This window comes from Micromonospora sp. NBC_00330 (assembly GCF_036136635.1).
Taxonomy (GTDB): domain Bacteria; phylum Actinomycetota; class Actinomycetes; order Mycobacteriales; family Micromonosporaceae; genus Micromonospora; species Micromonospora salmantinae.
Map to the genome: position 1 here is coordinate 6,118,453 of NZ_CP108012.1, position 22,503 is coordinate 6,140,955.

Below are 22,503 nucleotides of genomic sequence, written 5' to 3' on the forward strand. Positions count from 1 at the left end.
CAAGCCCTGCTTCGTCGATCTCGAATCAGGCGTGCGCTACTGCGCGCCGGCGTCTTGTTAACGCTAACTCTCTGACGCCTGCGTGCTCGGCCACGCGTCGCGGTACGCCCACCCTCGGGCAGGCCGTTCGGCTCTTGGTCACTGGAGGAGGATCATGTCTGCCCTCGATAGGTCTCCATCGATCGCAACGCCGTCGCGGCGGCGTTGGTGGTTGCCCCGCCTGCTCGCCGCCAGCGCGGCGGCGCTGATGGTCGGTGGCGCCGCCGTAGCGGTGGTGTCGTCTCCCGCCGCTGCGGCGTCGGTCGACACGAACGCGTGGTACGTGTTGGTCAATCGCAACAGCGGCAAGGCCCTGGACGTCTACAACCTGGCCACGAATGACGGTGCCCGGATCACCCAGTGGGCCCGCAACAACGGCAACCAGCAGCAGTGGCAGTTCGTCGACTCCGGCGGTGGTTACTACCGGGTGAAGTCGCGGCTGTCCGGCAAGGTGCTGGACGTCTCGGGCTTCTCGACCGCCAACGGTGGCAGCATCGTGCAGTGGAGTGACCTCAACGGCACCAACCAGCAGTTCCGGCTGGCCGATTCGGACAGCGGCTACGTCCGGTTGATCAACCGGAACAGCAACAAGGTGATGGAGGTGCAGGGCGCCTCGACCGCCGACGGCGGAAACATCGTGCAGTACGACGACTGGAACGGCACCAACCAGCAGTGGCAGTTCGTCCGCGTCGACGGAACCACGCCGCCGCCGACGACGACTCCGCCGCCGGGCGGCACGTGCGACCTTCCCTCGACGTACCGGTGGTCCTCCACCGGAGTGTTGGCGAACCCGAAGTCGGGTTGGGTGTCGCTGAAGGACTTCACCGTCGCCCCCTACAACGGCCAGCAGCTGGTCTACGCCACCACGCACGACTTCGGTAGCAGCTGGGGCTCGATGAACTTCAGCCTCTTCTCGAACTACTCGCAGATGGCCTCGGCCACCCAGAACACGATGAACTCCGGGACCGTCGCGCCGTCGCTCTTCTACTTCGCGCCGAAGAACATCTGGGTGCTCACCTACCAGTGGGGTGGCACGGCGTTCTCCTACCGGACCTCGACCAACCCCACCAACGCGAACGGCTGGTCTGCGGCGCAGCCGCTGTTCACCGGAAGCATCACCGGCTCCGGTACCGGTCCGATCGATCAGACGATCATCGGTGACGGTACGAACATGTACCTGTTCTTCGCCGGCGACAACGGCAAGATCTACCGGGCCAGCATGCCGATCGGGAACTTCCCGGGCAACTTCGGCAGTAGCTACACGACCATCATGAGCGACACGCAGAACAACCTGTTCGAGGCCGTTCAGGTCTACAAGCTGCAGGGCCTGAACAAGTACCTCATGATCGTCGAGGCGATCGGCTCGACGGGCCGCTACTTCCGTTCGTTCACGGCGACCAGCCTGAACGGTTCGTGGACCCCGCAGGCCGCGTCCCAGAGCAACCCGTTCGCGGGCAAGGTCAACAGCGGCGCGACCTGGACCAACGACATCAGCCACGGTGAGCTGCTGCGCACCAACGCCGACCAGACGATGACCGTCGACGCCTGCAACCTGCAACTGCTCTACCAGGGGCGTTCCCCCAGCTCCGACGGCGTCGACTACGGCCTGCTGCCGTACCGGCCGGGTCTGCTGACCCTGCAGCGCTGACCCAGTTTGATCAAGCTCGACTGACAGGAACGGGCGGGCTCGGCGTCATGCCGAGCCCGCCCGGCTCATGTCAACGCCGCGATCAGCCCGGGCTCACCGGATCGGCGTGCCTGTGACACAGGTCAGCACCTGGCCCTGACCACGGGTGGCGCTCGATGTGGTCGTGGCGAAACCGTGGGTCTCGAGCAGTGCTTCGGTCGCTGTGAGGTTCGCTGTGGCGTGCGCCTCGGTGGGTCGCTCGCCGAAGACGTAGAGCCGTCCTCCCGGCGCGAGCAGGCTGCGCATCCGAGCGATCTGCTGCGCCGCGTCGCCCAACCAGAAGAGGCTGACGTTCACCGCGAAGATCTTGGTGAAGTGGCCGGTCGGAAGGTCGGCCGACTCGAACCCCGCTCGCCGGATCTCGGCTCTGCCGGCGTCGATGTGGCTCAGGTTCCGTTCGGTCGCGAGCCGCACCATGGTCGCGGCGCGGTCGATGGCGACGATCCGACCGGTGGTGAGTTGGTCGGCGACCAGGGAGACGGCAGCGCCCCGACCGCAGCCGATCTCCAGCACCTGGTCGTCGGGCGCGACAGTCATGATCTGCACCGCCCAGCGTTGCCGATGGGCGGGCGTCGCCCGAATCGGTTCGTTCGGCGCGGGCGTCGTGCCAGCGCCGGACGAACCCGGATCGCGGGTCGAAAGCGTGGGCCTCACGACGTCACTCGCCGGTGCCTTCTCTGCTCACACCTCTGATTCCACCCTGTCAGCGGAGTCGGTGCACCGTGTCCTCGGTCACCGCGCCGGGTCGACAGGTGCGACAGCGATCAGTGCACAGGCACCGGGGTGACGTCCCCGAGGGCGTCAGTCGGGGCCGGTACGTGCTTCGGGGCGCTGGCGTTCACCATGGCCACCGAGACCACTGCCGCCGCGACCACGAATCCGACGGCGACCCAGTACGCGACCGAGTAGCCGTGCATCAGCGCCTCGTTGCGCTCCTGGGCTCGTGCCGCCGGGCCACCGTGCGAGACCAGGTAGGTGGCGGCCGAGCTGGTCGCGATGGTGTTGAGCAGCGCGGTGCCGATCGACCCGCCGACCTGCTGCGACGAGCTGATCATCGCGGAGGCGACACCGGCGTCCTTGGGCTCGACGCCGTGGGTGGAGATGCTCATCGCGGGCATGAACGCGGTGCCGATGCCGAGCCCGACAACCGCTTCGGCGAGCGCGATCTCCAGGAAGCCGCTGTCCGCGTCGAGCAGGGCCAGCAGCACCAGGCCGACAGCTGTGACGAGGTACCCGCCGACCATGATCGGCCGGGGTGCGATCCGATGCGCGAGTCGGGCGCCGATCTGCGTGGCACCGATGGCCTGCGGCACTGCCATCGGCATGAACGCCAACCCGGCCATCACCGGCGACCATCCCTTGACCTGCTGGAAGTAGTAACTGAGCAGCAGGAACATCCCGAACATGCTGACGATCGCAAGGCCCACCGAGAGGTACGCGGCGGCCCGGTTGCGTTCGGTCAGGACGCGCAGTGGCAACAGCGGGGACGTGACCCGCGCCTGCACCACGACGAAGGTCGCCAACAGCAGCACCCCGGCGGTGAACGACCCGATGGTCACCCCCGCCGACCAACCGCGGCTCTCGGCGACACCGAACCCGTAGACGAGGCCGACGAGTCCGGAGCTGGCCAGCAGTACGCCGGGCAGGTCGAGTCGGGCGCGGTGCCGCTCGCCGTCGTCGTGGACGGTGCGGCTGGCGCCCAGGATCCCGACGACCGCTATCGGCACGAGGACGAACATCGCGAAGCGCCAGTTCAGGTACTGGGTGAGCAGCCCTCCCACGATCAGGCCGACAGCGCCGCCGGCGATCGAGACCGCGCTGAACACGCCGAACGCCTTCGCGCGTTCCCTCGGCCGGGTGAAGGACAGCGAGAGCAACGAGAGCGCGGCCGGCGCGAGCAGGGCCGCGAACACACCCTGGAGTGCCCGGGCGAGCAGCAGCATCGCGGCGTTGACGGCCATGCCGCCGATGGCCGAGGCGATCGCGAAGCCGGCCAGCGCGATCAGGAAGGTGCGCTTACGCCCGACCATGTCACCGATCCGGCCACCGACCAGCAGCAGACCGCCGAAGGCCAGACCGTACGCGGTCACCACCCACTGCCTGCTCCCGTCGGTGAAGTGCAGCGCCTGTTGCGCCGAGGGGAGCGCGATGTTCATGACCGCCCCGTCGAGCACCACCATCAGTTGAGCGATGGAGATGAACAGCAGGGCCTTCCACCGCTGGGACTCGGGGGCGGCGCGACCTGTGGGCATGATTGTTCCTTAAAAGTGGTTTGTGCGGATTCGAGCGACTCGCCCAACGCTAACTACGTTGTGGAACGATCACCAAAGAATGTGCCGACTGTTACAGGGCCGGCACGAGCGATCCACAGGCCCAAATCAGCGGATTTGCCAGTCAGGGTCGAACAATTGAGAGGAAGTTTCGCCTGCGAAGGCACCGCCTGTGAGTGCCGTTACTTTGTCGAACGTTCCAGAAAAGGCTAGCGTTCCGTCTCACGAAGAGCCCTGCGGGCCCCGTGGCGGCTCACCAGTCGAAGTGGATGTGAGACGAGATGTCTGGACGGTTGGAAGCAAAGGTGCTGGTCGTGACCGGCGGTACGCAGGGCATGGGCCTGGCGTTCGCCCAGCGGGCGGCCACGGAAGGGGCCCGCGTCGTCATCGGCGCCCGGGACAAGGACCGGGGTGAGGAGGTCGCCGCGCAGATCAGGAACGCGGGCGGCAGCGCCCTCTTCGTGCCCACCGACGTGACGGTCGAGGAGGACATGGCGCGGCTCGTCGACACCGCGGTGACGGAGTACGGGCGGCTGGACGGCGCGTTCAACAACGCCGGCGGTGGCCCGATGGCCAGCGTGCGCGAGACCGACAGCGACAACTGGCACCGGTCGCTCGTCCTCAATCTGACGAGCGTCTTCTACGGCCTCAAGTACGAGCTGCCGGCGATCATCGCCTCCGGCGGTGGCGCGATCGTCAACAACGCCTCGGTCTCCGGAGTGAAGGGTGACGGGACCCAGGCCGCCTACAACGCGGCGAAGCACGGGGTCATCGGTCTGACGCGCTCGGCGGCCCTGGACGTGGCGCGCTCCGGTGTGCGGGTCAACGCCCTGGTCACCGGCCTGATCGACACCCCGCTCTGGCAGGGCGTGGTCAGCCAGGCCCCCGAGATCGCGGAGCGCTACCTGTCGGCGCAGCCGACCGGACGAGCCGGTACCTCCGACGAGGTCGCCGCGCTCACCGCGTTCCTGCTCAGCGACGAGGCCACCTTCATCAGCGGCGCGTCCATCGCCATCGACGGCGCCCTCACCGCCTGAAGTACTGAGGCACTGAGCACTGAGGTCCGGTCCGGGGCGGCGGCTCCAGCAGCCGCCACCCCGGACCGGGCAATGCGTCAGGCGATCCGGTAGGCCCGCTGGATCGTCTGCGTGACCGCGTTGCCGGCGGTGTCGGTGGCGGTCAGCCGCAGCGAGACGAATCCGGCCCGTCGGGGATGACTGATCAGCGCGACGTTCCGGATCACCGGCAAGGCGACCCACGTCCGGCCGTCGTCGAACGACGCGGACACGGCGAGCGTCCGGTTGGGTGCGGCGGTCGAGCCGGCCTGCCGGTCCAGCGCCACCGGGATCGTCATGATCCGGCCGGTCCGTGCCGTGTTGGTGTCGTCGAGCACGGGCGTCGGGCGAGCCGTGGTCAGCGGCAACCGCTCCGGCGACGTGGTGTGCGCCGAGGTGAAGGTCCAGGCCACCGAGACCGACGTCGACAGGGTGTCCGGCGCGCCTCGGGTGGCGGTCGCCTCCAGCCGGTAGGTGGCCTTCCCGGCGGGCACCGCGAACTCGGCCCACGGGCTGTCCGAGGTGCCGATCTCCTTACCGTCGCGCAGCAGCCGGAATCGCACCGGCTGGTCGTCCCGGCTGGCGGGGCGACCGGTCGCGTCACCGAACAGGGGCACCGACGCGATCGAGATGGTGTCGCCGTCGCGGCCCGCGTACCCCAGAGGTGACAGGGTCGGCGCCTGGGTCACGGAGGGCCCGAAGGGTGCCGCGTTCCAGGTCTGGCTGTACGTACGCCCCGACTTGAAGGTCGAATCCTGCGTCGTGAGGTTGTCCCCCTCGACGAACGTGGACGTCCAGACGATGCCGCCGTCGGTGTTGTAGTACTCGGTGCCCTTGAACGGCAGGTCGACAGGCGTGTTCGACCCGATCGGGCCCGCGCCTCCGGGTGCCGACGCGCGGTGGAACCGGGTGGCCGTCGCCGTCGTGGACTGGCTGCGGTAGGTCGTCTTGACAGTGGCGAGGTTCTTCGGCGACAGCTTCCTGGTCAGGCCGGTGAACATGTCGCCAGTGCCGACGTACGCCAGGTCGTAGGTGTAGGGGCTGTTCCGGAAGGTGCCGTCCTTGCCCGGCCGCGCGAGCCCGATGCCCAGCGTCGCGGTGAACTCGGGTGCCGCGACGGCGGGCCCGAGCCGGCCGAAGAAGATGTCGTTGAAGGAGGCTCCGCTGAGCTGGACGCCCGGGTAGCGCATGCCGTCGTCCCAGTTGGCGCTCACGTTGATCGAGATCGGCGCGGCGTCGCGCTGCGGCACCGTCAACGCGACCGGCTTGGCGGTGCGGGCGTCGACCGCCTCGGTGACCGGGCCGCGGACGTCCAGGACCGGCTGTGCGAGCAGTGTCGACACGGCACCCTCGTGGATGGTGCTGTACAGCGCGTACCGCCCCTTGGGCAGCCGCAGGACGCCGCCGCCCGGTGTCGCGGGGAGGGTGCTGAACTCGCCGGTGGTCAGGTTCGCCGCCACTGTCGTGTACTCGGTGGCCGGCTTGCCGTCGCGTCCGGTGTGGTTGAGCCGTACGTCGTAGCTCTCGATCTCACGGTTCAACACGAAGGGCGTCCGTACCCGCAGGTCGCCGGCGCCGGTCACGGTCAGCGCGCCCTGGTAGACGCCGTCGGGGGCGTTCACCCGGGTGTCCACAGTGATCGTCGCCTCGGCGCGGCCGCCGGCCGGCACCACGAGCGTGGCCGGGCTGACGGTGAGCATGCCGGCCGGGGCTGGAGCGATGGCCAGCGTCAGTGTGACCGGCGCGGTGCCAGTGTTGCGGTAGCCGACGACCTGGGTGATCGGGCTGTCGTCGGCGTGCGGCCAGCGCTGTACCGGAAAGTCGATGGCGGCGATGTCGGTGGCGACCGGCTGGGCGACAGCGCGGGCGATGTCCACCCGGCCGGCGCCCTGCTCGTAGATGGTGTCCTCGCCGGTCGGCTTGGCCGAGTCCATCAGGGCGGCCTTGAGCTGCGGGCCGGTCCAGTCCGGGTGCTGGCCGGCGAGAATCGCCGCGGTGCCGGCCACGTGCGGGGTCGCCATCGACGTGCCCGACATGGTGGCGTAGTCACCACCGGGGGCGGCGGCCACGATGTCGACGCCTGGCGCGCTGATCTCGGGCTTGATGTGGTTGTCGCCGACGCGCGGGCCCCGGCTGGAGAAGTAGGCCCGTTGGTCGTCGGCGTCCACTGCGGCGACGGCGAGAGCGTCGTCGGCGGAGGCCGGCGAGGAGACCGACTTCGGCTTCCCCTCGTTGCCGGCCGCGACCACGAAGAGGGTGCCGTACCGGTGGCTCAGCTCCTGGACCGCGGTCTCCAGCGGGTCGAGCCCGGGTGCGTCGTCGCCGCCCACGCTCAGGTTGACCACCCGGGTCTGCGGCGCGAGCCACTGCATGCCGGTGATGATGTCCGAGTCCTGGCATTCGGTGGTGGCGCAGACCTTGCCGACGAGCAGCTTCGCCCCCGGCGCGACCCCGCGATACCTGCCGCCGGAGGCGGCGCCGCTGCCGACGATCGTCGAGGCCACGTGGGTGCCGTGGCCGACCGAGTCGCCGGGGTCGTTGCCGCCGGTGAAGTCCCGGACCTCGGTGAGGTGGCCGGCGAAGTCGGGGTGGCTGGCGTCGATCCCGGTGTCCAGCACGCCGACGGTGACGCCGGTGCCGTCGAAACCGGCCTGCCACGCCGCCGGGGCGCCGATCTGCGGCACGCTGCGATCGAGGGAGACCGTGCGCTTGCCGTCCAGCCAGATGTGGGTGACCCCCGTGGTGAGGGTGCGCGCGGACGGCGTACCTCGGGTCAGCGACGTCCAGAGCGTCACCCGGTCGTCCCGGTCCGCCCGGACCGCGAGCGCGTGCGCGGCCGGGAGGTCGGCCCGCACCCGTCCGGCGCCCCCGGTGGTCGCGGTCCGTGCCCGTGCCGCCATGTTCTCGGGGTACGCGACAAGCAGCGGCAATTCGGCCGCCCGGTCGTCGTAGCCGAACTCGCCGAGCGTGCTGAGGTCGAACAGGCGTCGATCGAGCCGCCCGTCGCGCACCAAGGGCACCGCGTCCACCGGGATGACGTACTGGTGACCGTCCTCCCGGCTGCTCACGAACCGCATGCCGGCCCGACCCGGCCCGCGCTGGATCTGCGGGCGCCCCGCCGCGTCCAGCGAGACCCGGTCCCCGGTGATCAGGGTGAAGGTTCCGTGGGTGCCGGGGGCCGTGGCCGTCGGTGTTTCCTGCGCGTTCGCCGGTTGGGCGATCAGGCCCGCCGCAACCAGCGCGGTCGCGAGTGCGCCGGCTGTCAGGGCGCGTCGTTGCCGTCGTCGCACATCGTCCTCTCCGCCACGGGCGTCTCCCGGGTCGGCACGATGACGCCTGGCCAGGTCGTTAGGTTGATCACTCTGGTGTGACGGAGGCCACAATCCCGCCCCGCGCCGACGTCACCGGTCCACCCTTGCGAGTTCCATGCGGCGGTGACCAGGGGACGAGGGATGGGAGGGCACCGGTCGGATGCGTGACGCCGAAGAGTTCGACGCCCTCTACGCGGCCTGCGCGGGTCGGGTCGTGGGTCACGTGTACGCGCTCACCGGCAACCGCGCCGAGGCGGAGGACGCCGTCGCCGAGGCGTTCATGCGGGCCTGGCAGCGGTGGGCGACGGTGCGGGAGACGGACAGTCCGGAGGCGTGGGTCCGCCGGGTGGCCTCCCGGATCGCGGTGAGCAGCTGGCGCAAGGCGTTCAACCGGGTACGCGCGCACCGCCGGGCAGCTGTCGACCAGGGCGTGCCCGGACTGAACGAGGACCACGTCGCGCTGTTGCAGGCGCTGCAACGGCTGAGCGCCAACGAGCGGCGGGCGGTTGTGCTGCACCATCTCAACGACCTCAGCGTCGCGGAGGTGGCAGCCGAGATGGAGGCCCCCGTCGGAACGGTGAAGACGTACCTCGCCCGTGGTCGGAGAGCGATGGCCGGGTTGCTGACCGATGCGCACCAGGAGGAGACCTCCCATGGCTGATCCGCGCGACGATCTCACCGCGATCGTGGACGAGGTCCGGCGAGTCGCCACGCTGCCGGGGGCACAGACGTTGCGGCACCGCAGCGACCGGCGTCGGCGGCGTCGAGCGGTCGTCGGCGCAGCGGGGCTGGCCGTGGTGGCCCTCGCCGCTGGCACCGCAGTGGTGCAGGTGCGGAACAACGTCGAGACGCCCGGTGCCGAACCGGCCACCCAGGCAGCACCGCCAGTGGTCCCGTCCGCGACCGCCTCGGCGGGGCCGCAGGAGATCCTCGGTGGCCGGCGGCAGGTCCAGATCGTGCTGCCCGGCATGCGCGGGGCCACGTTGGCGATCGACAGCGACGGCGATCAGGTGCGGGCCACCACCGAACAGGGCATCGACGATCGGGCGCTGTGGGTGCTGCGCCCCGAGGGCGACAGGTACCGGGTCCTCCTGGCGTCCGGTGCCGACGCGATCTGCATGACAGTCGTGCACGACGCCGCGCCGGGCAGCGTACGCGGCCGGGCGTGTGATGCCGCCGCCTCGACGCAGCTCTTCCGGATCGATCAGGTTCCGGACGGCAGCTACTCGATCTTCCAGGGCAAGCGTTACGTCCAGGTGGTCGACGGCACCAACGCCCTGGTCCCCGACCTGCCCGAGGGCCTGACCACCACGTACGAGTTCCTGGACCGCGGGCCGAGGTGAGCGGCCTCGACAGCGGGCCACGATCGTGCCGTCGGTGCTCGGCGCGGACCTGGTGCCGGCCGTCGAGCCGGACGCTGACGTCGAAAGGTTTCGATAAGATAGGGCCGAAACTTTCGGAAAAACATTGACACCTTACGATGGGCCGGCTCAGGCTTGACGTGGCTGGCAATCGTGATCATCGATCTCGCTTCGTCCCTTCCTGTAACCACCACCTCGGAAGGAGACCTCTAGTGACCATCCCCTCGGGCCGTTCCAGGACCCGGTCCATTGTCGTCGTGCTGGCGCTGGCAGCGCTCACTGTCGCCGGATCGGTATCGGTAGTGACACGAACGACGAACGCTCAGGCCGCCGTAGGCACGCTGGCCGCGGCAGTGGAGGACGAGGGCGTCGACTGCCCCGTGTCCGGTCTGCCTGACCTGGGCTCGCTGCCCACCAACGCCAAGCTTCCCGACCCCTTCAAGAAGCTGAACGGGACGACCATCACCGCCAAGTCCGACTGGCGCTGCCGGCGGGCGGAGATCAAGGAGCTTGCCGAGAAGTTCGTCTTCGGCGAGAAGCCCGCCAAGCCCGCGACGGTCACGGGGACGGTGTCCAACAGCACCGTCACCGTCAACGTGGCACACAACGGCAGAAGCTCCACCTTCTCGGCGCGGGTCGAGCTGCCGAGCGGCACCGGTCCCTTCCCGGCCGTCGTGGTCGTCGGCGGGTTCGGCGCGGACACGGCCACCATCAAGGCCGCCGGCGCTGCCGTGATCAGTTACGACCCGTTGGCAGTCGGGCGCGAGGGCACTCCCCGGAACAACAAGCAGGGCGCGTTCTACAGCATCTACGGCTCATCGAGCAGCACCGGACTGCTCGCCGCCTGGGGGTGGGGCGTCAGCCGGATCATCGACGTCATCGAGCAGTCCGACGGCAGGATCCTCAAGGCGGACGCGATGGGCGTCACCGGTTGCTCCCGTTACGGCAAGGGCGCCTTCGCGATCGGTGTGTTCGACCAGCGCATCGCCCTGACCATGCCGATCGAATCGGGCAGCGCGGGCGTCCCCATCTTCCGGGGCATCCCGGGTGAGGGCGCGCAGAGCCTGAGCAGCGCGTACGGGGAGCAACCCTGGCTGGGTGACGCGTTCGGCTCCTTCACCGGTAGCCCGAACCGGCTCCCGGTGGACACCCACGAGATGGTCGCCATGGTGGCGCCGCGCGGACTGTTCATCATGGACAACCCGCACATCGCCAACCTCGGCCCCCGGTCGGCGAGCGTCGCGGCCCTGGGTGGCGCCGAGGTCTACAAGGCGCTCGGCGCCGGCGACAACATCACCTACTGGTCCGACGTGCAGGACGGCAGCCACTGCGCCAACCGCCCCGAGTGGCGTACCCCGTTGCAGAACAACATCCGCAAGTTCCTGCTGAAGACGGGCAACGAGCCGGGCGTGATCCGGATTTCCAGCAAGGCGCTCGGCCGGTTGGCCGACTGGCGGGACTGGCCGACCCCGGTCCTGACTGACGGCCCGACCACCCCGCCGCCGACCACTCCGCCCCCGACCACCCCGCCGCCGACCACGCCGCCGCCGACCACCCCGCCGCCGACCACGCCGCCCCCGGCCGGTGGTGGCTGTTCGGCGACGGTGTCGGTCAACCAGTGGACGGGCGGTTTCGTCGCCACGGTGCGGGTGAGCGCCGGCACCGCGCCGGTCAACGGTTGGACGGTCACCACGACTCTGCCGTCGGGTGCCAGCGTCACCAGCATCTGGAGCGCCAACCGGAGCGGCAGCACCGGGACCGTTCAGTTCACCAACGTCGCCTACAACGGCGCCATCGCGGCCGGGCAGTCGACCGAGTTCGGTTACCAGGGCAGCGGCACCGGTGCGGGGATGACTCCCACCTGTTCGACCGGGTGACAGGCAGGCCCGGTGCGGAGGTGCACAGCCTCCGCGCCGGGTCGCGCGGCTCGGAGGCGGAGCCCGAGCGTCAGAGCCAGACCACGAGCCCGGTCAGGTCGTTGAGGACCGCTGCCACGCCCGCCCGGATGGCCGCCGCGCACCGGTCCGCGGAGAACGAGTTCGGGTCGTACGTCGAGGACATGCCGAGCCCTTCGCCACGGAACGACGCGCCGTCCCAGTCGACAGCTGTGACGTTGTGGGTGGGTTCGGCGAGTTCCGCGCCGACCACGAGGAACTTCTCGTCCAGGTGGTTCGGGGTGACCAGCGCGAGCCCGTCGATGAGGTCGTTGCCCGCGCTGACGATGAGGTCCGGGCCCATCTCCATCGCCTTGGCGATGCTGGGGACGGTGTCGTGCGCATTGCCGACGACGATGGTCCTCAGGTCGACGTGCTCGTCGTCGGCCCACTCCTTCACCGCCGTCACGAGGGTCTTGGTCGGGTTGTCCGCACCGCTGGTCAGCAGGACGACCCGGTAGTCCTTCGGCGGGTGGACGCCGGCCCACGAACCGGGCTGCGGGGTGATGGTCGCCTCCGGCGCGGGCTTCGTGGAGGGGTCGACGAACCCCGGGCCGAGAGTGCCGACGGCGCTGGGCGCCGGACGTGGCTCGGACCAGTCGTCGCTGGAGTTGCAGGCGGTGACCAGCGCGGCGGTCGCGGCCAGCATGGCAACGGCCCGAAGCGGGGGGCGCAAGGTGATCGTCCTCCGGGTGGTGGCGGAAAGTGCGCTTACTTCTTCGTATTCCTATCTCAATTCCGGTCACCGGTAATCGGTGGGCGGTCGTTCGGGGACGTTGTTCTCCGGCGGTTCGTCGGTGCGCGTGTTGGTGTTCACCCACGGCATGCAACGTGCACTGGCCAACCGAGGGAGTCGAATGTCAGGCCGCATCCGCCGTACCGTTATCGTCGCCGCTGTCGGTTTCGCCGCAGCGGTGATTCCGTTTCTGGGCTCCGAACCGGCGTCCGCGCACGGCTTCTCGTCGACCGTGTACGCGAAAATTGCAGCGGGAGACGAGGGTCACGTTCGGACCGGGGTGGAGCTCGAATACGACCTCCTCGTGGTGTCCGCTGCGGATGCCGGCGACGACGACCCGCTCTTCCAGGCGGGAACCGCCGCGTTCGAGGCGGGCGACACCGCCGCCCAGGCCGCCGCACTGAAGGGTCACGCGTCGGCGGTTCTCGGTTACGTCTCCGACCGGTTCTCGGTGAGTTCCCGGGGTGCGGCCTGCCGGCCGACCCAGGTGGGTGACGCGACGATCGGCGAGCGCGAGGGCGTGCCGTACGCGGATCTGCTGCTCGACTGGACCTGCCCGGAGCCTGTCGACGAGCACGTGGTGCGCAGCGGCCTCTTCCCGGACGACGAGGGCTACGTCAAGGGCACGAAGACGATCGTCACGTACGAGATCGACGGCCGTTCGGGCAGTGCGGCGCTCGACGCCGCCAACCCGTCCTTCTCGACCGCGCAGGCCTGGTACGAGCGATTCGGCGAGTTCTTCCTCCTGGGCGCGGAGCATCTGCTGACCGGGATCGACCACATCCTGTTCCTGCTGGCGCTCATCGCCGGGTCTCGGCGGCTCCGGGAGATCGTGCTCGCGGCCACCAGTTTCACCCTGGCGCACTCGGTGACGTTCATGCTCGCCGCGCTCGGCCTGGTCGAGGTGCCGGGGGTGGTCGTGGAGCCGGTCATCGCGTTGTCGATCGCCGTCGTCGCCGGTTGGCACCTGTGGGGGATCTGGCGGCGTGGTGAGCACGCGGCCGACCTGGAGACGGCCGGACGCGGCCACTTCAGCCTGGACCGGGCCGGCTGGATCCGGCTCGGCGTGGTGTTCTGCTTCGGCCTCGTGCACGGCCTCGGCTTCGCGGGCGCGCTGGGCATCGACGAGGCGTGGTCGTGGACCCTGCTGTGGTCGCTGCTGGTGTTCAACGTTGGCATCGAGGTCGTTCAGTTGACGATTATCGCTGTCGTCTTCCCGCTGCTGTTCGTGCTGCGCCGTCGTGCGCCGAAAGCCGGCCTGTGGGCGACCGGGGCTGTTTCCGCAGCCGTGTCCATTATGGGGTTGATCTGGTTTGTGCAGCGTATTTCTGGATCATGAGCAGGGCTAAGTAGTTCGTGAAGTGCAGTCTTTCGCAAGATCACGTTCATGGTCGGTTCACCGGGCGGCGAAAGCGTGGAATTGCTTCCCCAGCGTCGGGTGAAGGCACAATCCATTTCTCTATTTGAAAAGGGAACAATGTCGATGACATTGAGCACCTCGACACGGGCCTCCGCGCTCGTGCGGCGGCGCCTGGTCGCCGGGGTCGCAGCCGGGTTCCTCGGAATGGGCGCGGCCCTCGGCAGTGGTCTGATGGCCACCGCGAGCGCGGCCGAGTCCACCACGATCACCGGTGTGGTCCTCGGCGTCGGCGCCAACGAGACCCAGCGCATCGTGAGCTGGTACTCCTCCGCCGACACCGCGCAGAAGATCCAGCTCGCCCCGACCGCCGAGATCGTCAACGGCGAGTTCCCGGCCGGCGCCCTCAGCTTCGACGCCGTCGGTGCGGCGAACACCTCCACCACTGGCTTCAACCGGCACGCCACGATCAGCAACCTGCGTGAGAAGACGGCGTACTCGTACCGGGTCGGCGCCGAGGGCAGCTGGTCCCCGGCGTACGCCTTCAAGACGCAGGACTTCGAGGGCGACTACGACTTCCTGTTCTTCGGCGACCCGCAGATCGGCTCCTCCGGTGACCGGCTGAAGGACCAGGCCGGCTGGGAGGACACCCTGAAGGTCGCCACCGCGGCCAACCCGAACGCCGAGCTGCTGGTCTCCGCCGGCGACCACGTCGAGAGCGCCAACGACGAGGGTCAGTGGACCTCGTTCCTGGCCCCCGACGAGCTGCGTCAGATCCCCCTCGTCGCCACCATCGGTAACCACGACGTCGGCGGCAAGTCCTACGAGCAGCACCACTTCACCCCGAACACCGACCGTTCGTCCGCGTACTACAACGGGGACCAGGCGACCCGGTCCGGCGGCGACTACTGGTTCATCCACAAGGATGTGCTGTTCATCGACCTGAACAGCAACAGCTACGCCAACCCGGCGGACGGCTCCGCCGGCGGCGACGCGGCGCACGTCGCGTACGTCACCGACGTCATCAACAAGCACGGCTCCGAGGCCAAGTGGAAGGTGCTGGTCTACCACCACTCCATCTACTCGCCGGCCAGCCACGCGACCGACACCGACAACAAGCAGCGGCGGGAAGACTTCACCACCGCGTTCTCCAACCTCGGCGTCGACATGGTCCTGCAGGGCCACGACCACAGCTACTCGCGCAGCTACTCCATCAAGAACGGTCAGAAGGAGAACCCGGCCGAGAAGCCGGGCGCTGCCGACGTGTTCCCCGGTCCGGGTGGCGTCATCTACGTGACGGCCAACTCGGCCTCCGGCTCGAAGTACTACGACATCAAGAAGCCGGACGCCACCGGCACCGGCATCCGTGGCAACGGCCCGGACCCGCTGGACGCGAACAAGTACTGGTACAACTCCGTGCAGAACCAGGAGCACGTGCGCAGCTACGTCAAGGTGCAGGTTCGTGGCGACAAGCTGGTTCTCGCGAACGTTCGCAGCGGCACCTGCGCGGCGCCGAACGCGGCCGTCGAGAAGGGCCTGTCCTGCGTCAACACCCCGGACGGTCAGCCGGTCGGCTCGATCGTCGACAACGTGACGGTGCACCCGTTCCACGGTGACGGCCAGGCCATCCAGGTCAACGTGCCGAACCCGGCTCCGGGCGAGTTCGGCTGGACGATCGACGGCTACAACGGTCTGGTCGACCTGGGTACCGCGCAGGAGCGCAACGGCACCTACTTCCAGGCCAACGGCAAGATCAACCCGATCCTCGTGTCGGACAGCCGCCGGTCGCTCGCCCCGTGGTCGATCTCGGCCAACGTCGGCGACTTCTCCGACGCCGACAAGACGTTCTCCGGCTCCTACCTCGGTTGGAACCCGTACGTGCTCGACGCCGGCGCGGGCGCCGAGGCCGGCACCCTGGTCCTGTCGTCCCTCGACGACCAGGGCAAGGGCCTCTCGGTCTCCAGCGCGCTCGCCGCGGCCGCGCAGGGTCACCCGCGTGGCGGCGCCAAGCTCGGCGCAGACCTGGATCTGAAGATCCCGGACAGCATCGCGAAGGGCAGCTACCGCACCACCCTCACGATCACTGCCTTGAGCAGCTGACCGGAGCGTCCCATTCGGCGGGGTAGGCACCTTCGGGGCCTACCCCGCCACCGGTTCACCCACTACCAAGATCACCACAAGGACTTGAGATGCAACCGTCCGTAACTCGCTGGAAGACCACGACCGCCGCACGCCTCCGTACGACAGCACTGTCCCTGCTCGCCGTCGTCGCGGCCGTTGGTGTCGGCGCCGGTCCCGCCCTGGCGGCGGACGGTAACGTCGCCTGGACGGTCCGGACGGCCTCCAACGGCTACGGCGAGGCCCGGTCCAGCTACAGCTACAACGTCAATCCGGGCGGTGCCGTCGAGGACGCCATGGTCGTGGCCAACCGCGGCCCGGCGCCGCTGACCCTCTCCGTGTACGCGGCCGACGGCTTCACCACCGACGCCGGCCAGCTCGACCTGCTCACCAAGGACAAGAAGTCGATCGCGATCGGCGCCTGGGTGAAGCCGAACGCCGGCAGCGTCGTGATCCAGCCCGGAAAGACCGCCCAGGTCCCCTTCACTGTCAACGTTCCGGAGAACGCCACGCCCGGGGACTACGTCGGTGGCATCCTCACCACGCTGACCCAGGCCGACCAGGCTGAGGGGATCAACGTCGACCGGCGCCTCGGCATCCGGATCACGTTGCGGGTGGGCGGCGAGCTGAAGCCGAACCTCGCCGTCGAGAACCTCCACGTCACGTACGCCGGGCCGACCAACCCGTTCAGCAAGGGTGACGCCACCATCACCTACAAGGTCCACAACGTCGGCAACGCGGCCCTGTCCGGTAAGCAGGCGGTGACCGTCTCGGGCCCGTTCGGCCTGCTGCGGGTGCGGGCCGAGGATGTCGCCGCGCCGCCGGAGCTGCTCCCGGGTGAGAGCTGGGACGTGACGGTGCCCGTACACGGGGTGGCTCCCGCCATCTCGCTGGCCGCGACAGCGACAGTGACACCCCTGCTCACCGACGCCTCGGGCTCCACCACCTCGCTCAAGCCGGTCCAGGTCACCGCGCACGGCTGGGCCCTGCCCTGGACGCTGGTGCTGGTGCTCGTCGTGCTGATCGCCGGCCTCGTCGGGGCGTACCTCTACCGACGCCGCAACCGGGCGCAGAGCAAGGCGCGCGAGGACGCCCGCGTACGCGACGCCGTCGAGCAGGCGCTTCGTGGCCCGGAGCCGCAGACCTCCTGATCGCGGCTCCGGTCACCTCGGCTGGCTTCGGCCGGCGGCGGTTCGCGCCCGCTGGGTCAGGCCGATCGCGAACGCGATCACGGCGATCACCAGCACCGCCGCCGGCACGGATGCCCAGGTCGGGGCCGTACGCAGCACCACAGTGCCGAGCACGGCGCCGACCACCAGCCCCGCCAGCCGGCCGACGCCACCCACGTCGGCGAACCGGTGCGGGTCGACGACGCGACGCCGGACCAACTCGGTCAGCGAGCCGGTCAGGTAGGTGGTCGATGCACCCCGTACACCGGCGGCCACGGTGATCACGCTCTGGATGCCGCTCGACACGGCCGCCATCGCCAGCAGCACGAGCCCGAAGCCGTACCCGGGACGGGCCGAGCAGGCGAACCAGCCCACAGTGAAGCCGAGCAGCAGCACCGCCTCGGCCGACGTCACCACAGCGGTACGGCGGTTCCAACCCGGCGGGGTGTGGCGCAACGGCACAGTGGCGCCGGCCACGCCCACCGCGTACCCGCCAACCGCCACCACCGCCCCGGCGAGCGAGCGGGTGTCGGCGGTGGCGAGCGCGTGGCCGAAGTGCACGAGGTTGCCGGTGACCACGCTGGCGAAGTAGCCGTTGAGCTTGGTCAGACAGATCACGTCGAGGCAGCCGGAGGCTGTGGCCAGTGCCACCAGGAGCCAGGCCGTGGCCCGCGTCGACGGAGCGTGCACGATGCCCCTTCCGTCGGTCCTGCGGCCAGCGCGACGTGCCCGGTCCTCACGTAGAACGCACCCGCTCGCGCCCGGCGCGGTACGCGGACATTCCCGGGCCCGCCCCGGCTACGCCCGGCCAGGCCCACCGAGCGCTGGCGTTCGTCCTTGTGGGTGAACGACGCTCGGCCCCGGGCCACGCCCGTTCCCGAGCCGGCATGCTGCGACGGTGACGCCGGCACGGAGAGGGAATCCACATGGTTGACGGGGACGTGCCAGAGCGGATGCAGGCCGCGGCCTTCGACGAGTTCGGCGGGCCGGAGGTGATCACCCTGCGGAAGCTGCCGATCCCGCAGGTCGCCGACGACGAGGTGCTGATCAAGGTCTTGAGCGCAGGTGTCGGGGTGTGGGACGCGTACGAGCGCGAGGGTGTGCTGGTGCCGGAGGGCTCGGCGCTGCCGATCGTGCCCGGCTCCGACGGCGCCGGAACCGTCATCGCGGCCGGCGGCAAGGTGACCAGCCTGGCCGTGGGCGACCTGGTCTACGTCTCCGCCACCGCTCGGCCCAAGGGCGGCTTCTACGCCGAGTACGCGTCGGTCAAGGCGGAGTACGCGGCGAAGGTGCCCGACGCTGTGCCCCCCGAACACGCCGGGGCCATGCCCACCGATGCGCTGACCGCGCTGGCCGGGCTCGACGCGATCAGCCTGTCGGCCGGCGCCTGGTTGCTGATCTTCGGCGCGAGCGGCGGCCAGGGCCACCTGGCCGTGCAGTTGGCGAAGCGGCAGGGGCTGAACGTGATCGCCGTGGCGTCCGGGGCGGACGGCGTCGCGCTGGTGACCCGGCTCGGCGCCGACGTGTCCCTCGACGGCCACGGCGACATGACCGATGTGCTGGCCCGGATCCGGGACGCGGCGCCGGGCGGGGTGAACGCCATCCTGGCGATGGCCGGCGGCGCGACGCTGGACCGGCTCACCGAGGCGCTGGCCGACGGCGCTGTGGTCGCCTTCGCCCACGGGGTGCGGCCGGAGCCTCAGGAACGGCCGGGCGTCATGGTCCGCGCGTACGACGGCGAATCGAGCCCTCGACAGTTGCAGCGCCTCAACGAACTCATCGAGGCGGGGCCGTTCGTTGTGCACGTCGCGGAGAAGTTCCCGCTGGGCAAGGTGCGGGACGCGCACCAGCGCCTACAGACGTCCTACGCCGGCAAGCTCCTGCTGACTGTCGCCTGAGACGTCAGGGCGTGCGCTGTTGCGGCACGCGTACCGAAGCCATGCCGGCCGCCGTCGCGGCCTGGATGCCCAGGTCGGTGTCCTCGAAGACCAGGCAGGACTCCGGGGGTACGCCGAGCTGCTCCGCCGCGAGCAGGAACGCCTCCGGGTCGGGCTTGGCCCGGGTGTAGTCGTCGGCGCAGACCAGCACGTCGAACCGGTCCAACAGGCCCAGCGCGTCCAGGGAGGCGGTGACCGACGCGCGGGTGCTGCCGGAGACGACGGCGAACGGGACCCGCCGGTGCGCGTCGTGGATGTGCGCCAGCACCTCGGGCACGGCGGCGAGCTGCGGCAGCAACTCCTGGTAGTAGCTCTCCCGGCGCTCGACGACGGCAGCCACCGGCATGGCCAGCCCCTGCTGCTCGTTCAGCGCGACGATGATGTCGGCGGTGGGCCGCCCACCCCAGGCGTAGAAGAGGTCCTCGGGGAACTCGCAGCCCCACTCCTCAAGGGCCCGCTGCCAGGCCAGGTAGTGCAGCGGCATCGAGTCGACGATGGTGCCGTCGCAGTCGAACAGGTACGCGGCGAACGGCCCGGGAGGCAGAGGCAGACTCACCCGGGAAGGGTACAGCTCACTCGGTCGTGACGGCTCTCAGCTGACGGAGCAGGTACGCGCGCTCCGGTTCGGTGCCGACCAGCGTCAACGCGCTGCGGTACGCGGCGGCGGCCTCGTCGTACCGGCCGAGCCGACGCAGCAGGTCGGCCCGCGCCGCCGGATAGGGGTGGTGGCCGCGCAGCCGAGGCTCGTCGGCCAACTCGTCGAGCAGCGCGAGCCCCGCCGCCGGCCCGTCCCGCATGGCGACCGCGGCGGCCCGGTTGAGCGCCACGATCGGTGAGGGCACCAGGCCGAGCAGCACGTCGTAGAGGGCCACCACCTGCGGCCAGTCGGTGCTGGCCACGTCGGCGGCCTCGTCGTGCAGCGCGGCGATGGCGGCCTGCACGCCGTACGGGCCGGGCCCTCGGCCGGTCAGCGCGACCACCACCAGGCTCCGCCCCTCCTCGATCATCTGACGGTCCCAGCGTCCACGGTCCTGGTCGTCGAGAAGGATCATGGCGCCGTCCGGCCCGGTACGCGCGTCCCGTCGGGCGTGGACCAGCAGCATCAGGCCGAGCAGCCCGGCGACCTCCCGTTCGGCCGGCAGCAGCCGACGCAGGATCCGGCCCAGCCGGATGGCCTCTTCGGCCAGGTCGATCCGTTGCAGATCCGGGCCGGAGCTGGCCGCGTATCCCTCCGTGAAGACCGAGTAGACGGCCTGGAGCACAGTGGGCAGACGACCGGGCAGCTCGTCGGGTCCCGGCACCCGGAACGGGATGCGTGCGTCGCGGATCTTCCGCTTGGCGCGGACGAGTCGTTGGGCCATGGTGGCGGGCGGCACCAGGAAGGCCCGGGCGACCTCGGTGGTGGTGAGGCCGGCCAGGAACCGCAGGGTGAGCGCGCCGCGATCCTGCGCGGCCAGCGCCGGGTGCGCACAGGTGAAGAAGAGCGCCAACCGGTCGTCCGGCAGGTCGCGGTCCGCGTCGGCCGGCGGCGCGTGATCGGCCCGCTCGGCCTCCGCCTGCAGTACGGCGAGCCGGGTCGCCAGCACCCGGTCCCGACGCAGCCGGTCCACGGCCCGACGCCGGGCCGTGGTGAGCAGCCAGGCGCCTGGCCGGCTCGGGACGCCGTCGGTCGGCCAGTGTGTCAGCGCCGCCTCGATGGCCTCGGAGGTGACCTCCTCGGCCAGGTCGAGGTCACCGAAGCGGCGCACGAGCGAGGCGAGCAGTCGGCCCCGTTCCTCCCGGAACACCGCCTCCACCGACGACCCGACTGCTGCCTCCTCGGCCGGCACTGTCACCCCTGCATGTCGAGCTCGAAGATCGGACGGACCTGGACCGATCCGGTGCCGATGGCCCCGGGGCTGCGGGCCGCCCAGTCCAGCGCGGCGTCGAGGTCCGGCACGTCGATGACGTCGTACCCGCCGAGCAGCTCTCGGGTCTCGGCGAACGGCCCGTCGGTGATCGTGCGCTCCCCGTCCGGGCCGACCTGCACAGTGGTGCAGGTGGTCAGGTCCTGCAGGGGGTGCCCGGAGACCCAGACCCCGGCGTCCTTCATCTCCCGGTCGTAGCGGATCCAGTCCTCGAAGCTGCACCCGTTGTCGACGACCTCCCCGTCGACCATGGGGCTCATGAACAGCAGCATGTACTTCACGTTTCGGCTCCTCTCGGTGCGGCGGGTCGCCGTACAGCATGACGACGAACGCGGGCCGGGGATATCGACACGGCGCCTCAGGATTTCCGCGGCCGAGTGTCCGACTCTGCTCAAGGCAGGTCCGGCTGCGCCGACTCGGGTCGTTCGTCGCGTCGGTCCACCCGTCGCTCGAACCAGGTCACCCCGATCAGGAAGGCGGTCAGCACTGTGAGCGCCACCAGTGGCGGCAGGGATCGGCCGATCGGCAGCAGGGCCAGTGCCAGCAGCGCGGCGACGACCTGCGTCGGGTACACCGCGCCAACTGTCAGCCGGCGGAAGACCAACCTGCTGAGCAGGTAGAGGGCGGCACCGCCGTACAGAGCGGTGGCGGCCTCCCAGCCCAGTCGGTCGGGATGCGCCGACTCCTCGGTGAGCTGGGCGATCACCTCCTCGATGCCGAGCGCGACGTAGATGGCGCCGATGATCAGCGTGGAGTGCCCGAGGCCGTACGCGTCGCCGGCCACGCTGGCCCGTCGTTCACCAGGCACGTTGCTGACGGCCTCCCGGGCGGCGGGCGCCAGCCGATCGAAGTAGAGCCACCACAGGCACACAGTGCAGGTGAGGCCGAGCAGTGCGGCCAGTAGGGCGGAGCCAATCGGTGCCATCGCCCTCGGGCCCGCGCCGGCGGAGATCAGGGACTCGCCCAGCGCGATGATGAGCACCAGGCCGAACCGCTCGCTGAAGTGGTCCACGCTGCGCAGTTGCCACGGCCGGAAGGTGGACGCGATCCGGGCGCCGCCGATGTTCAGCAGAAACGCGACCGTCCAGAGCGCCGTCTGGGCCGCACCGCCGAGAAGGGCACCGATGATCAGCGGGACCCAGCCCAGCACCACCGGCACTGTGAAGAACCGCAGCGTCGAGCGCAGTGGCGGGTTCGTCGTGCTCGCCCAGAACAGGATCACGAGCTGCACGGCCCGGCCGACCACGTAGGCCAGGGCGAGAGTCAACGGCGCGTCGAACAGTTCCGGGCTCCGCTGCCACGCGTCCGGCAACACCAGCGCGGCCACGAAGATCGCCGCCATCGCGACCAGGGTGACAGCGCGGACCGGGCCGACGTCCGGCCGGACCAGGTTTCCCACCCAGATGTACGGCGACCAGGAGTACAACAGCAGGAGCAGCAGGAGCAGCCCCTGGGCCAGGGTGAGCGCGCTCGGCGACCCCGCCATGAACGTGATGACCCGGGTGAGCGCGAAGACGAAGACCAGGTCGAAGAAGATCTCGAACATCGTGGTCCGGTGCGTCACCCCCGCCGGCACCGGACGAATGTCGAGAACCCTCCTCATCCTCGCATTCTGCGCCATG

18 protein-coding genes are annotated in these 22,503 nt (G+C 69.9%); 9 read left to right on the forward strand and 9 right to left on the reverse strand.

Going from position 1 to position 22,503, the window contains the following annotated elements; genetic code table 11:
- Nucleotides 1-154: 154 nt before the first annotated feature.
- Nucleotides 155-1,687, forward strand: a complete 1,533-nt coding sequence (locus OG598_RS27875) for a non-reducing end alpha-L-arabinofuranosidase family hydrolase (RefSeq protein WP_328651737.1) — start codon at nucleotides 155-157, stop codon at nucleotides 1,685-1,687.
- A 93-nt stretch (nucleotides 1,688-1,780) separates the two neighbouring features.
- Here OG598_RS27875 and OG598_RS27880 read toward each other — a convergent pair whose 3' ends face one another.
- Together OG598_RS27880 and OG598_RS27885 are read right to left on the reverse strand one after the other, a co-directional pair.
- Nucleotides 1,781-2,380 (reverse strand): class I SAM-dependent methyltransferase, encoded by a 600-nt coding sequence (locus tag OG598_RS27880; RefSeq protein ID WP_328651738.1) that lies wholly within the window; start codon nucleotides 2,378-2,380, stop codon nucleotides 1,781-1,783.
- Between the two features lie 110 nt (nucleotides 2,381-2,490).
- On the reverse strand, nucleotides 2,491-3,978 hold the full coding sequence (locus OG598_RS27885; protein ID WP_328651739.1) for an MFS transporter: 1,488 nt from the start codon (nucleotides 3,976-3,978) through the stop codon (nucleotides 2,491-2,493).
- Nucleotides 3,979-4,310: 332 nt separating this feature from the next.
- On the opposite strand from OG598_RS27885, the gene OG598_RS27890 reads away from it, so the two are divergent.
- Complete coding sequence (locus OG598_RS27890; protein ID WP_328651740.1) at nucleotides 4,311-5,033, forward strand: SDR family NAD(P)-dependent oxidoreductase; 723 nt, start codon at nucleotides 4,311-4,313, stop codon at nucleotides 5,031-5,033.
- Nucleotides 5,034-5,110: 77 nt separating this feature from the next.
- Here OG598_RS27890 and OG598_RS27895 read toward each other — a convergent pair whose 3' ends face one another.
- Complete coding sequence (locus tag OG598_RS27895) at nucleotides 5,111-8,341, reverse strand: S8 family peptidase (RefSeq protein ID WP_328651741.1); 3,231 nt, start codon at nucleotides 8,339-8,341, stop codon at nucleotides 5,111-5,113.
- Between the two features lie 181 nt (nucleotides 8,342-8,522).
- Between OG598_RS27895 and OG598_RS27900 the strand changes: the two genes are divergently transcribed.
- From OG598_RS27900 to OG598_RS27910, 3 genes are all read left to right on the forward strand, one after another.
- Nucleotides 8,523-9,023: a sigma-70 family RNA polymerase sigma factor gene (locus OG598_RS27900; protein WP_238687504.1), complete on the forward strand. Its 501-nt coding sequence runs from the start codon at nucleotides 8,523-8,525 to the stop codon at nucleotides 9,021-9,023.
- Entirely contained in the window at nucleotides 9,016-9,705 is a 690-nt protein-coding gene (locus tag OG598_RS27905) for a hypothetical protein (RefSeq protein WP_328651742.1), read from the forward strand. Before OG598_RS27900 ends, OG598_RS27905 begins: the two co-directional genes overlap by 8 nt.
- 230 nt (nucleotides 9,706-9,935) lie before the next feature.
- A complete protein-coding gene (locus tag OG598_RS27910) occupies nucleotides 9,936-11,600 on the forward strand; it encodes a glucuronyl esterase domain-containing protein (RefSeq protein ID WP_328651743.1) in 1,665 nt (554 codons plus the stop codon).
- Between the two features lie 70 nt (nucleotides 11,601-11,670).
- Here OG598_RS27910 and OG598_RS27915 read toward each other — a convergent pair whose 3' ends face one another.
- Nucleotides 11,671-12,333: a hypothetical protein gene (locus tag OG598_RS27915; RefSeq protein ID WP_328651744.1), complete on the reverse strand. Its 663-nt coding sequence runs from the start codon at nucleotides 12,331-12,333 to the stop codon at nucleotides 11,671-11,673.
- Nucleotides 12,334-12,514: 181 nt separating this feature from the next.
- On the opposite strand from OG598_RS27915, the gene OG598_RS27920 reads away from it, so the two are divergent.
- From OG598_RS27920 to OG598_RS27930, 3 genes are all read left to right on the forward strand, one after another.
- Entirely contained in the window at nucleotides 12,515-13,732 is a 1,218-nt protein-coding gene (locus OG598_RS27920) for a HupE/UreJ family protein (RefSeq protein WP_328651745.1), read from the forward strand.
- Between the two features lie 144 nt (nucleotides 13,733-13,876).
- Nucleotides 13,877-15,850 carry a metallophosphoesterase family protein gene (locus OG598_RS27925; protein WP_328651746.1) on the forward strand — a complete coding sequence of 658 codons (1,974 nt, stop codon included), beginning with the start codon at nucleotides 13,877-13,879 and terminating at the stop codon, nucleotides 15,848-15,850.
- 89 nt (nucleotides 15,851-15,939) lie between these two features.
- Complete coding sequence (locus tag OG598_RS27930; protein WP_328651747.1) at nucleotides 15,940-17,019, forward strand: WxL protein peptidoglycan domain-containing protein; 1,080 nt, start codon at nucleotides 15,940-15,942, stop codon at nucleotides 17,017-17,019.
- A gap of 12 nt (nucleotides 17,020-17,031) precedes the next feature.
- Here the strand turns inward: OG598_RS27930 and OG598_RS27935 are convergent, their stop codons facing one another.
- Complete coding sequence (locus tag OG598_RS27935; RefSeq protein WP_328651748.1) at nucleotides 17,032-17,727, reverse strand: YoaK family protein; 696 nt, start codon at nucleotides 17,725-17,727, stop codon at nucleotides 17,032-17,034.
- A gap of 236 nt (nucleotides 17,728-17,963) precedes the next feature.
- Between OG598_RS27935 and OG598_RS27940 the strand changes: the two genes are divergently transcribed.
- On the forward strand, nucleotides 17,964-18,935 hold the full coding sequence (locus OG598_RS27940; RefSeq protein ID WP_328651749.1) for a quinone oxidoreductase family protein: 972 nt from the start codon (nucleotides 17,964-17,966) through the stop codon (nucleotides 18,933-18,935).
- 4 nt (nucleotides 18,936-18,939) lie between these two features.
- Here the strand turns inward: OG598_RS27940 and OG598_RS27945 are convergent, their stop codons facing one another.
- From OG598_RS27945 to OG598_RS27960, 4 genes are all read right to left on the reverse strand, one after another.
- Nucleotides 18,940-19,530 carry an HAD family hydrolase gene (locus OG598_RS27945; RefSeq protein WP_112675211.1) on the reverse strand — a complete coding sequence of 197 codons (591 nt, stop codon included), beginning with the start codon at nucleotides 19,528-19,530 and terminating at the stop codon, nucleotides 18,940-18,942.
- Between the two features lie 16 nt (nucleotides 19,531-19,546).
- Nucleotides 19,547-20,803 (reverse strand): RNA polymerase sigma factor, encoded by a 1,257-nt coding sequence (locus OG598_RS27950; protein WP_328651750.1) that lies wholly within the window; start codon nucleotides 20,801-20,803, stop codon nucleotides 19,547-19,549.
- A gap of 2 nt (nucleotides 20,804-20,805) precedes the next feature.
- On the reverse strand, nucleotides 20,806-21,153 hold the full coding sequence (locus tag OG598_RS27955) for a YciI family protein (RefSeq protein WP_328655457.1): 348 nt from the start codon (nucleotides 21,151-21,153) through the stop codon (nucleotides 20,806-20,808).
- 119 nt (nucleotides 21,154-21,272) lie between these two features.
- Complete coding sequence (locus OG598_RS27960) at nucleotides 21,273-22,484, reverse strand: low temperature requirement protein A (protein ID WP_328651751.1); 1,212 nt, start codon at nucleotides 22,482-22,484, stop codon at nucleotides 21,273-21,275.
- Nucleotides 22,485-22,503: the final 19 nt, after the last annotated feature.

What these genes read in the sequence shown, in the direction of transcription:
- OG598_RS27885 (WP_328651739.1), bottom strand. Translation starts at nt 3,978, where the DNA reads ATGCCCACAGGTCGCGCCGCCCCCGAGTCCCAGCGGTGGAAGGCCCTG.
- OG598_RS27900 (WP_238687504.1), top strand. Translation starts at nt 8,523, where the DNA reads ATGCGTGACGCCGAAGAGTTCGACGCCCTCTACGCGGCCTGCGCGGGT.
- OG598_RS27920 (WP_328651745.1), top strand. Translation starts at nt 12,515, where the DNA reads ATGTCAGGCCGCATCCGCCGTACCGTTATCGTCGCCGCTGTCGGTTTC.
- OG598_RS27905 (WP_328651742.1), top strand. Translation starts at nt 9,016, where the DNA reads ATGGCTGATCCGCGCGACGATCTCACCGCGATCGTGGACGAGGTCCGG.
- OG598_RS27925 (WP_328651746.1), top strand. Translation starts at nt 13,877, where the DNA reads ATGACATTGAGCACCTCGACACGGGCCTCCGCGCTCGTGCGGCGGCGC.
- OG598_RS27955 (WP_328655457.1), bottom strand. Translation starts at nt 21,153, where the DNA reads ATGCTGCTGTTCATGAGCCCCATGGTCGACGGGGAGGTCGTCGACAAC.
- OG598_RS27930 (WP_328651747.1), top strand. Translation starts at nt 15,940, where the DNA reads ATGCAACCGTCCGTAACTCGCTGGAAGACCACGACCGCCGCACGCCTC.
- OG598_RS27875 (WP_328651737.1), top strand. Translation starts at nt 155, where the DNA reads ATGTCTGCCCTCGATAGGTCTCCATCGATCGCAACGCCGTCGCGGCGG.
- OG598_RS27960 (WP_328651751.1), bottom strand. Translation starts at nt 22,484, where the DNA reads ATGAGGAGGGTTCTCGACATTCGTCCGGTGCCGGCGGGGGTGACGCAC.
- OG598_RS27940 (WP_328651749.1), top strand. Translation starts at nt 17,964, where the DNA reads ATGGTTGACGGGGACGTGCCAGAGCGGATGCAGGCCGCGGCCTTCGAC.